This is a genomic window from Microbacterium sp. Kw_RZR3 (genome assembly GCF_029222405.1).
Taxonomy (GTDB): domain Bacteria; phylum Actinomycetota; class Actinomycetes; order Actinomycetales; family Microbacteriaceae; genus Microbacterium.
The window spans coordinates 1-8291 of the sequence record NZ_JARHXC010000032.1 but is presented as its reverse complement, the minus strand read 5'-3'; the positions used below and the strand labels follow the sequence as shown (position 1 = coordinate 8291).

The 8291-nt window shown below is 70.3% G+C and carries 7 protein-coding genes; 6 read left to right on the top strand and 1 reads right to left on the bottom strand.

Annotated features, from left to right (window positions below; genetic code table 11):
• Positions 1-720: FAD-dependent oxidoreductase (locus tag P2P98_RS01285; RefSeq protein WP_275796425.1), on the bottom strand; the 720-nt coding region annotated here is incomplete at its 3' end.
• A 258-nt stretch (positions 721-978) separates the two neighbouring features.
• Between P2P98_RS01285 and P2P98_RS01280 the strand changes: the two genes are divergently transcribed.
• The 6 genes from P2P98_RS01280 (at position 979) to P2P98_RS01255 (ending at position 8283) form a co-directional block, all read left to right on the top strand.
• Positions 979-2004, top strand: coding sequence for a LacI family DNA-binding transcriptional regulator (locus tag P2P98_RS01280; RefSeq protein ID WP_275796423.1), 1026 nt, complete (start codon positions 979-981; stop codon positions 2002-2004).
• 38 nt (positions 2005-2042) lie between these two features.
• On the top strand, positions 2043-3326 hold the full coding sequence (locus tag P2P98_RS01275) for an extracellular solute-binding protein (RefSeq protein WP_275796421.1): 1284 nt from the start codon (positions 2043-2045) through the stop codon (positions 3324-3326).
• Between the two features lies 1 nt (position 3327).
• Positions 3328-4302 carry a sugar ABC transporter permease gene (locus P2P98_RS01270; protein ID WP_275796419.1) on the top strand — a complete coding sequence of 325 codons (975 nt, stop codon included), beginning with the start codon at positions 3328-3330 and terminating at the stop codon, positions 4300-4302.
• Entirely contained in the window at positions 4299-5126 is an 828-nt protein-coding gene (locus P2P98_RS01265; RefSeq protein WP_275796417.1) for a carbohydrate ABC transporter permease, read from the top strand. The genes P2P98_RS01270 and P2P98_RS01265 overlap by 4 nt, the downstream gene beginning before the upstream one ends.
• A gap of 2 nt (positions 5127-5128) precedes the next feature.
• On the top strand, positions 5129-6196 hold the full coding sequence (locus P2P98_RS01260) for a glycosidase (RefSeq protein WP_275796415.1): 1068 nt from the start codon (positions 5129-5131) through the stop codon (positions 6194-6196).
• A 74-nt stretch (positions 6197-6270) separates the two neighbouring features.
• Positions 6271-8283, top strand: a complete 2013-nt coding sequence (locus P2P98_RS01255; RefSeq protein WP_275796413.1) for a hypothetical protein — start codon at positions 6271-6273, stop codon at positions 8281-8283.
• The last annotated feature ends 8 nt before the right edge of the window (positions 8284-8291 follow it).

Sequence of the window (8291 nt, the reverse complement as noted above, 5' to 3'; positions counted from 1 at the left end):
GGCCGTGGCATCCACGCCCGTCTTCACCGTGACGCCGCGCTCGCGGAGCGAATCCGCGACCAGCTCGCCGGCGAACGGCTCGGTGCCGCCCAGCAGCCCCGAGCGCGCGATGATCGTGACCTCGGCGCCGAGGCTCGCGAAGGCCGTCGCCATCTCGGCGCCGACGACGCCGCCGCCGAGGATCGCGAGCGAGGCCGGGACGCTCTGTACCGCGGTCGCCTCGCGGCTCGTCCACGGCTCGATGTCGGCGAGCCCCGGGATGCCGGGGATCAGCGCCGCGGACCCCGTGCACACCGCGACCGCGTGGCGTGCGACGAGGTCGGTGGTGGTGCCGTCGTGGGCCGTGACGCGCACCGTCTTCTCACTGGTGAGGCGGCCGTGGCCGCGCACGAGCTCGATGCCCGCACCCTCGAGCCACGAGACCTGACCGGCGTCGTCCCAATTACTCGTCATCGTGTCGCGGCGACGAAGGACAGCGGCGACGTCGAGGTCGCCGGTGACGGCCTGCTTCGCGCCGTCGACGTCGCGCGCGGCGCGGAGCGCAGCTCCACTGCGCAGCAGCGCCTTCGACGGCATGCACGCCCAGTAGGAGCACTCGCCGCCGACGAGCTCGGATTCGACGATCACGGCGGTGAGCCCCGCCTGCACCGCGCGGTCGGCGACGTTCTCACCGACGGGGCCGGCTCCGATGACGATCAGGTCGTACTCGCGTTCGCTCATGTCCTCACGCTATCGAGGGCCTCCGACATCGGGGAGGGGTTGCGGCACGGGCGCGCGAGGCTGAGGTTCGGGGCGCGAGTTCCCGTGCGGCGCGCGCGAAGCCGCGCCCCGCACGGAGGAATGCGCCCCAACCCGAATCAACCGAGGGTGCACCGCCGCGCGTCGCGAGCGGCGAGGGCTTGACGTTCGACCTGAACCGGTTTAGTCTCGATCCCACTGAACCGGTTTAGGCCGACGGATGCCACGACGAGGTGCACCATGACGAACGAGACGCGACCCACCATCGCCGACGTCGCGCGCCGCGCCGGCGTCAGCAAGGGCCTCGTGTCGTTCGCGCTGAACGGCCGCGCCGGCGTCGCCCCCGACACACGTGACCGCATCCTCTCCGTCGCCGCCGAGATGGGGTGGAGCCCGAGCCTGCGGGCGCGGTCGCTCAGCGTCGGCCGCGCCTTCGCGTGCGGCCTGGTCATCGGCCGCAGCCCCGACGTCATCGCCGCCGACCCGTTCTTCCCCTCGTTCATCGCGGGCGTCGAGGACGAGTTCTCCGTCTCGGGACAGGTCCTCGTGCTCGCGGCCGCCACTCCGGGCCGTCACGAAGAGGAGACCTACCGCGGACTCGCGGCCGACCGTCGCGTCGACGGCGTGATCCTCTCCGACCTCCGAGCCGACGATCCGCGGATCGAACTCGTCGCGAGCCTCGGTATCGCGGCCGTCACCCTCGGCGTCCCCGACGTCGACAGCCCCTTCACCTCGGTCTCGGTCGACGACGGCGCCGGCATCCGCCTCGCCGTCGACCACCTCGCCGACCTCGGGCACACCGACATCGCCCACGTCGCGGGACCCTTCGCGATGCTGCACGGACGCCACCGCGCCGCGGCGTTCGAGGCCGCGGCGCGAGCGCGCGGCATCCGGGCCCGTGTCGTCGAGACGGACTTCAGCGCCGCCGACGGGGCGCGGGCCACCACGGCCCTGCTCGACGCCGAGGTCACGCCCACGGCGATCGTGTACTCGAACGACAACATGGCTGTCGCGGGGCTCGGCACGGCGCAGCGCCGCGGCCTGTCGGTGCCCCGCGACCTCTCGATCACCGGGTTCGACGACACCGAACTCGGCCGGCACCTGTTCCCCGCCCTCACGAGCGTCTCCACCGATGCGCGGGGCTGGGGAGCGGCCGCGGCCCGCGCTCTGCTCGAGGCGATCGCGGGGGGAGAGCCCGAGACGTTAGCCCTCGCCGACCCCGGCCTGCAGGTGCGCGACTCCACCGCGCCGCCGATCCGAAGCTGACACCCGCGGGCCCCCGCCCGCCCCACAAGGAGGAAGACATGCGACGACGCATTCTCGCCACAGCAGTAGCCGCCACCGGCATCCTCGCCCTCTCCGCGTGCAGCGGAGGTGGCGGGGGAGCATCCGGAATGGATGCCAAGGGCCCCATCACGATCTGGTACTCCAACAACGCGGCGGAGATCGCGTGGGGCCAGCAGATGGTGGAGGCCTGGAACGCCGACCACCCCGACGAGCAGATCACCGCGCAGGAGATCCCCGCCGGGTCTTCCAGCGAAGAGGTCATCGGCGCGGCGATCACCGCCGGCAACGCCCCGTGCCTGGTGTTCAACACCTCGCCCGCCGCGGTGCCCGGATTCCAGCGCCAGGGCGGCCTCGTGAACCTGTCGGACTTCCCCGACGGCGAGCAGTACATCACCGAGCGCAGTGGCGACCTCGCCGACCAGTACCGCTCCGATGACGGCGGCTTCTACCAGCTGCCCTGGAAGAGCAACCCGGTGATGATCTTCTACAACAAGGACCTCTTCGCCAAAGCCGGCCTCGACGCCGAGAACCCGCAGCTGTCGACGTACGACGAGTTCCTCGCCACCTCGCAGAAGCTGAAGGCGGCGGGCGTCTCGGACTACGCCATCAACCCGGCGCCCACGAGCGAGTTCTTCCAGTCGTGGTTCGACTTCTATCCGCTGTACGCCGCGCAGACCGGCGGGAAGCAGCTCGTCGAGGACGGCAAGGCCACCTTCAACGACGCCGACGGTGAGGCCGTCGCGAACTTCTGGCGCACCATCTACGCCGACAAGCTCGCCGGCAACGAGCAGTACCAGGGCGACGCGTTCGCCGACGGCAAGGCTGCGATGGCGATCGTCGGGCCGTGGGCCGTTTCGGTCTACAAGGACAAGGTCAACTGGGGTGCCGTGCCCGTGCCGACGGAGAAGGGCACCGCGGCCGACCAGACCTGGACCTTCAGCGACGCGAAGAACGTCGGCCTGTTCACCGCGTGCCAGAACAAGGGCACCGCGTGGGAGGTGCTGAAGTTCGCCACCAGCCAGGAGCAGGACGGGAAGTGGCTGGAGGAGACGGGGCAGATGCCGCTGCGCACCGACCTGACCACCACGTACGCCGACTACTTCAGCGCCAACCCGGCCTACCAGCAGTTCGGCGACCAGGCCGCGCGCACGGTCGAGGTGCCGAACGTCGTCAGCTCGGTCGAGATCTGGCAGGCCTTCCGCGACGAGTACTCCAAGGCGGTCATCTTCGGCGAAGAGGACGTGAACACATTCCTCTCCAACGCCCAGACCCGGATCGACCAGCTCGCGGCGGGGAAGTGACATGATCGTCGATCTCACCCGCACGTCCGGGCGGACCGGGGGCGACCCCGGCCGGTCCGGACGTGCGGGGGGAGCGGGGGATGCCGGGAAGAAGCGTCGCCGACTTCTCGGGGCGCAGCCGCTCGGCATCCTGTTCTCCGCTCCGTACCTGATCTTCATCGCGGTCGTCTTCGCGTACCCCATCGTGTTCGCGGTGTGGATGTCGTTCCACGACTACTTCTTCACCGCCCCGGGCGCGAACGTCGCGCGGCCGTTCGTCGGGCTCGACAACTACGTCACGGCCCTGAGCGATCCGGCCGTGTGGCGATCGTTCGGCAACGTCGGGATCTTCCTGCTCATCAACGTCCCGCTGACGGTCGTGCTGTCGATCGTGCTGGCCACGGCGCTGGACCGCGTGGTGCGCGCCCGCGCGTTCTTCCGGGTCGCGTTCTACGTGCCCTACGTCACGGCATCCGTCGCGGTGGTCGCGGTGTGGCTGTTCCTGTTCTCGAACGACGGGCTGATCAACAACGCCCTCGGCCCGCTCGCACCGAACCCGTCGTGGCTGGTCAACTCCGCGCTGGCGATGCCGACGATCGCCCTGTTCGTGACGTGGAAGGGACTCGGGTTCTACATCCTGTTGTACCTCGCGGCGCTGCAGAACGTGCAGCGCGAGCTGTACGAATCGGTCGCGGTCGACGGCGGCGGACGCCTTCGGCAGTTCTTCTCGGTGACCGTTCCGGGCGTGCGTCCGGCGACGTTCCTCGTGGTGCTGCTCGCCACGATCACCGGCGCGAACCTCTTCACCGAGCCGTACCTGCTCACCAACGGCGGCGGCCCCAACGGGGCGTCGACGTCGCCCGTGCTCCTCATCTACCAGAAGGGCATCGAGCAGCAGCACCCCGACGTCGCCGCGGCCATCGGGGTGGTGCTGATCATCTTCGTGCTGATCATCGCGGCGCTCCAACGCCGTTTCGTGGGGAGGGAGGAATCATGAAGACCAAGATCGTGACCTACGGCGTCCTGACGCTCGGCGCCCTGGCGTTCCTGTTCCCCTTTTACTACATGGTCGTGGGCTCGCTGCAGACGAACCCGGACTCCACGATCGCGGGGGCGTTCCCGCACCCATCGAACCTGACGCTGGAGAACTACACGGCGATCGACGGACGCATCAATCTGCTGAAGGGCTTGGTCAACTCGGGGATCTTCACCGGGGGAGTGATCCTCGGCACGATCGTGTTCGGGGTGCTCGCCGGGTACGCGCTGGCGGTGCTGAAATGGCGCGGCCGGTCCGCGACCTTCGCGCTCGTGCTGCTGGTGCAGGTGATCCCGTTTCAGCTGCTCATGATCCCGCTGTACGTCATGATCGCCCGCGACTACGGGTTGAGCGACAGCTACCTCGGCATGATCCTGCCGTTCTTCATCAACTCCACGGCGGTCGTGATCTTCCGGCAGTACTTCCTGCAGCTCCCCAAGGAACTGTTCGACGCCGCCCGCATCGACGGAGCGAACGAGTTCCGGTTGCTCTGGAGCGTCGCGCTGCCGCTCGTGCGCCCGGCGCTGCTGACGGCGGTGCTGCTGACCTTCATCGGTCCGTGGAACGAGTTCCTGTGGCCCTTCCTCATCACGAAGGACGCCACGATGCAGCCGCTCGCGGTGTCGCTGGCGAACTTCATCTCCACGATCGCCGCCTCCACCACCAACCCCTTCGGCGCGATGATGGCCGGCGCCGTCGTGCTCGCCGCCCCCGCGGTGGCGCTGTTCCTGATCTTCCAGCGCTACTTCACCTCCAACGACCTCGGATCCGGAGTGAAAGGATGACAATGACCCCCGAATCCCCCGTCCCTTACCGCCTCACGCGCGTGGGTGTGGTGATGACCCCCGAGCCCGGCAACATCGACGAAGCCGAGGGGGTGCTCAACCCGGCCTCGGGTCGCGGCCCCGACGGCGAGCTGTACCTGCTGCCGCGCCTGGTCGCCGAGGGCAACGTCTCGCGCGTGGGCCTCGCCCGCGTCGTCGTCGAGGACGGTGTGCCCGTCGCCGTGGAACGCGAGGGCGTGGTGCTCCAGCCCGACCGCGGGTGGGAGCGCGGCGCCGACAACGCCGGAACCGAAGACCCGCGCACGACGTGGATCGAAGCCCTGGGGCTGCACGTCATGACGTACGTCGCCTATGGCCCCCTGGGCCCGCGCACCGCCGTCGCCGTCTCCGAGGACCTGCGCGACTGGCGGCGGCTCGGCCCGGTGCTCTTCCGGTACCAGGACGACCTCGACATGGACCTGAACCTGTTCCACAACAAGGACACGGTCTTCTTCCCCGAGACGGTCACGGCCCCCGATGGCAGCGAGGCGTTCGCCGTGCTGCACCGACCCATGTGGGATCTCGGCGAGACGAAGCCCGGACAGGGCGTGCGGGTCCCGGCCGGGGTCGAGGACGAACGGCAGTCCATCTGGATCAGCTACGTGCCCGTGGCATCCGTCCGCGAGGACCTTGCGAACCTCGCGCTGTGGGAGCAGCACCGGTTCGTCGCGGGTCCCGAGTTCCCCTTCGAGGCCGTCAAGATCGGCGGGGGACCGCCCCCGCTGCGGATCCCCGAGGGCTGGCTCGTGCTGCACCACGGCGTGACCGGCGTAATCGACAGCGCGTTCTCGCAGCAGCAGAAGGTGAACTACGCCGCGGGTGCTTTGATCCTGGATGCCGATGACCCGAGCCGCGTGATCGCCCGGACGCCCGAGCCGCTGCTGGCCCCCGAGACCGACGACGAGCGCAGCGGCATCGTGCCCAACGTGGTCTTCCCGACCGCGATCGAGGAGATCGACGGCCGCCATTTCGTGTTCTACGGCATGGCCGACTCGAAGATCGGCGTCGCCCTGCTCGAGCGCACTGACTGACGCGTCGGGCCGCGCCCGAGCCCCACCGCTCGGGTGCGGGCGGACGGCCCCCCCATCGAAAGGATCCCCCTCCCATGAACGCACGATGGAGTGCGCGCATCACGGCGACTCTCGCTGCCGTCGCCCTGGCCGTGCCGCTCACGGCGGGCCCGGCGTCGGCCCTCGCGACCTCGTCCACCGCCACGGCCGAGGCCGCCCCGGCCGCGCCGCTGACGAACCTCGCCCATCTCGACTTCCTCCTCGACGAGGCCACCCCTCCCGCGGGCGTCGAAGGCCATTCGACCTACCGTCAGACCGAGGAACCCACCCTCCTCGCGCCGTGGACCTACGCCGATGCCCGTGACGGCGGCACTTTCGAGCGTGTCGGTGGAGGTCCGCTCGACTCCGCGACCGGTCACTGGGGCCAGGGCGCGTACAACGCCGACGACAACACCCGCGCCGCCGTCGTCTACCTCCGGCACTGGAAGCAGACCGGCGACGCAGACAGCCGGGACAAGGCCTACGAGCTGTTGCGGACGGTCGCCTACCACCAGACGACGGACGGACCCTCGGCCGGCAACGTCGTGCTCTGGATGCAGCCGGACGGCGAGCTCAACCCGTCCGCCGAGCCCGTTGAGCTGCCCGACCCGTCCGACTCGGGCCCGAGCTATTGGACGGCACGCACGGTCTGGGCGCTGGGGGAGGGGTATGCGGCCTTCGTCGACGACGACCCCGATTTCGCCGCCTTCCTCAAGGAGCGGCTGGCCCTGTCGCGCGGCGCGATCGAACGCGACGTGCTGTCGAAGTACGGCCAGTACACCGAGGCCGACGGCATGCGCGTGCCCGCGTGGCTCATCGTCGACGGGGCGGATGCCTCGGCCGAGGCCGTCCTCGGACTGACCGCGGCCGTCCGCGCCGGTGACGACACCTCGGCCACCGCGGCGCGACAGCTCGCCGAGGGCGTCGCGGCGATGGCATCCGGGAACACCCGTCAGTGGCCGTACGGCGCGATCCTGCCGTGGGCGCAGTCGCCCGCGATGTGGCACGCGTGGGGTTCGCAGATGCCCGCGGCCCTCGCCGAGGCGGGAGACCTCTTCGGCGACGATGCGCTCGTCGCCCCGGCGATCACGGATGCCACGAGCTTCACCACCACGCTGCTGACAGCGGGAGGGCCGGACAACGGCTGGTTCCCGAGCCCCACCGATCGCGTCCAGATCGCGTACGGTGCGGACTCGCGCGTGCAGTCGCTGCTCGCCCTGGCCGATACGACCGGATCGTCGGCATTCGCCGAGCTCGCGGGACTGCAGGCCGCGTGGTTCTTCGGCGCGAACCACGCCGGAGCGCAGATGTACGACCCGTCGACCGGTGTGACCTTCGACGGCCTGCAGCCCGACGGGACCGTGAACCGGAACAGCGGCGCGGAGTCGACCATCCACGGGCTCTTGACCGCGCTCGCCCTCGACGCGCACCCCGATGTGGCCGCGCGTGCGACGGCCCTCACGTCCGTCACCGACCGCGTCGGCCTGACGTTCGTCCAGGCGGAGGATGCCAGTTCCACCGACGGCACCGTGTCGACGCCGACGTCGTGGACGGGCGAGTCGAGCTGGTCGGGCGACGCTCTCACTCTGAAGCCCGGGCAGAGCGCGACGTGGGACATCGGTTCCGCCGACACGAAGCGCTGGGTCGAGCCGGTCGTGTTCTCGCAGCCGGGGGAGCAGTCGCTCTCGCGCTGGCGCGGGAACGGGGCGCTGAAGATCACGGGCCCCGCGCCGGGTATCTCCCCGACGCCCGGGGCGCTGCTGCCGCACGCGCTCACCGCCCCCGTGTCGGAGCGGCGGACGGAGCTGAACGTCACCGCCCAGCGCGGCGATCTGATGCTCGACGGACTCATCGTGCGGCCGTTCGTGTCGCGCCTCGTCCTCGAGGGCGCCGGAAGCCGCAGCGAGCTCGTGCAGTCCAGCGCGCCCGGTGCGCAGCGGACGACCGTCACGGGCGGCGGAACGGTGCGCGTCTACGACGCCCGCGGTGCGCTGCTTCGCACGACCGCGTTCGACGGTGAGACCACGGTGGTCCTGCCCTCCGGCGGGTTCGCGATTGCGGAGCGCTGACGCTTCCT

What these genes read in the sequence shown, in the direction of transcription:
- P2P98_RS01280 (WP_275796423.1), top strand. Translation starts at nt 979, where the DNA reads ATGACGAACGAGACGCGACCCACCATCGCCGACGTCGCGCGCCGCGCC.
- P2P98_RS01275 (WP_275796421.1), top strand. Translation starts at nt 2,043, where the DNA reads ATGCGACGACGCATTCTCGCCACAGCAGTAGCCGCCACCGGCATCCTC.
- P2P98_RS01270 (WP_275796419.1), top strand. Translation starts at nt 3,328, where the DNA reads ATGATCGTCGATCTCACCCGCACGTCCGGGCGGACCGGGGGCGACCCC.
- P2P98_RS01265 (WP_275796417.1), top strand. Translation starts at nt 4,299, where the DNA reads ATGAAGACCAAGATCGTGACCTACGGCGTCCTGACGCTCGGCGCCCTG.
- P2P98_RS01260 (WP_275796415.1), top strand. Translation starts at nt 5,129, where the DNA reads ATGACCCCCGAATCCCCCGTCCCTTACCGCCTCACGCGCGTGGGTGTG.
- P2P98_RS01255 (WP_275796413.1), top strand. Translation starts at nt 6,271, where the DNA reads ATGAACGCACGATGGAGTGCGCGCATCACGGCGACTCTCGCTGCCGTC.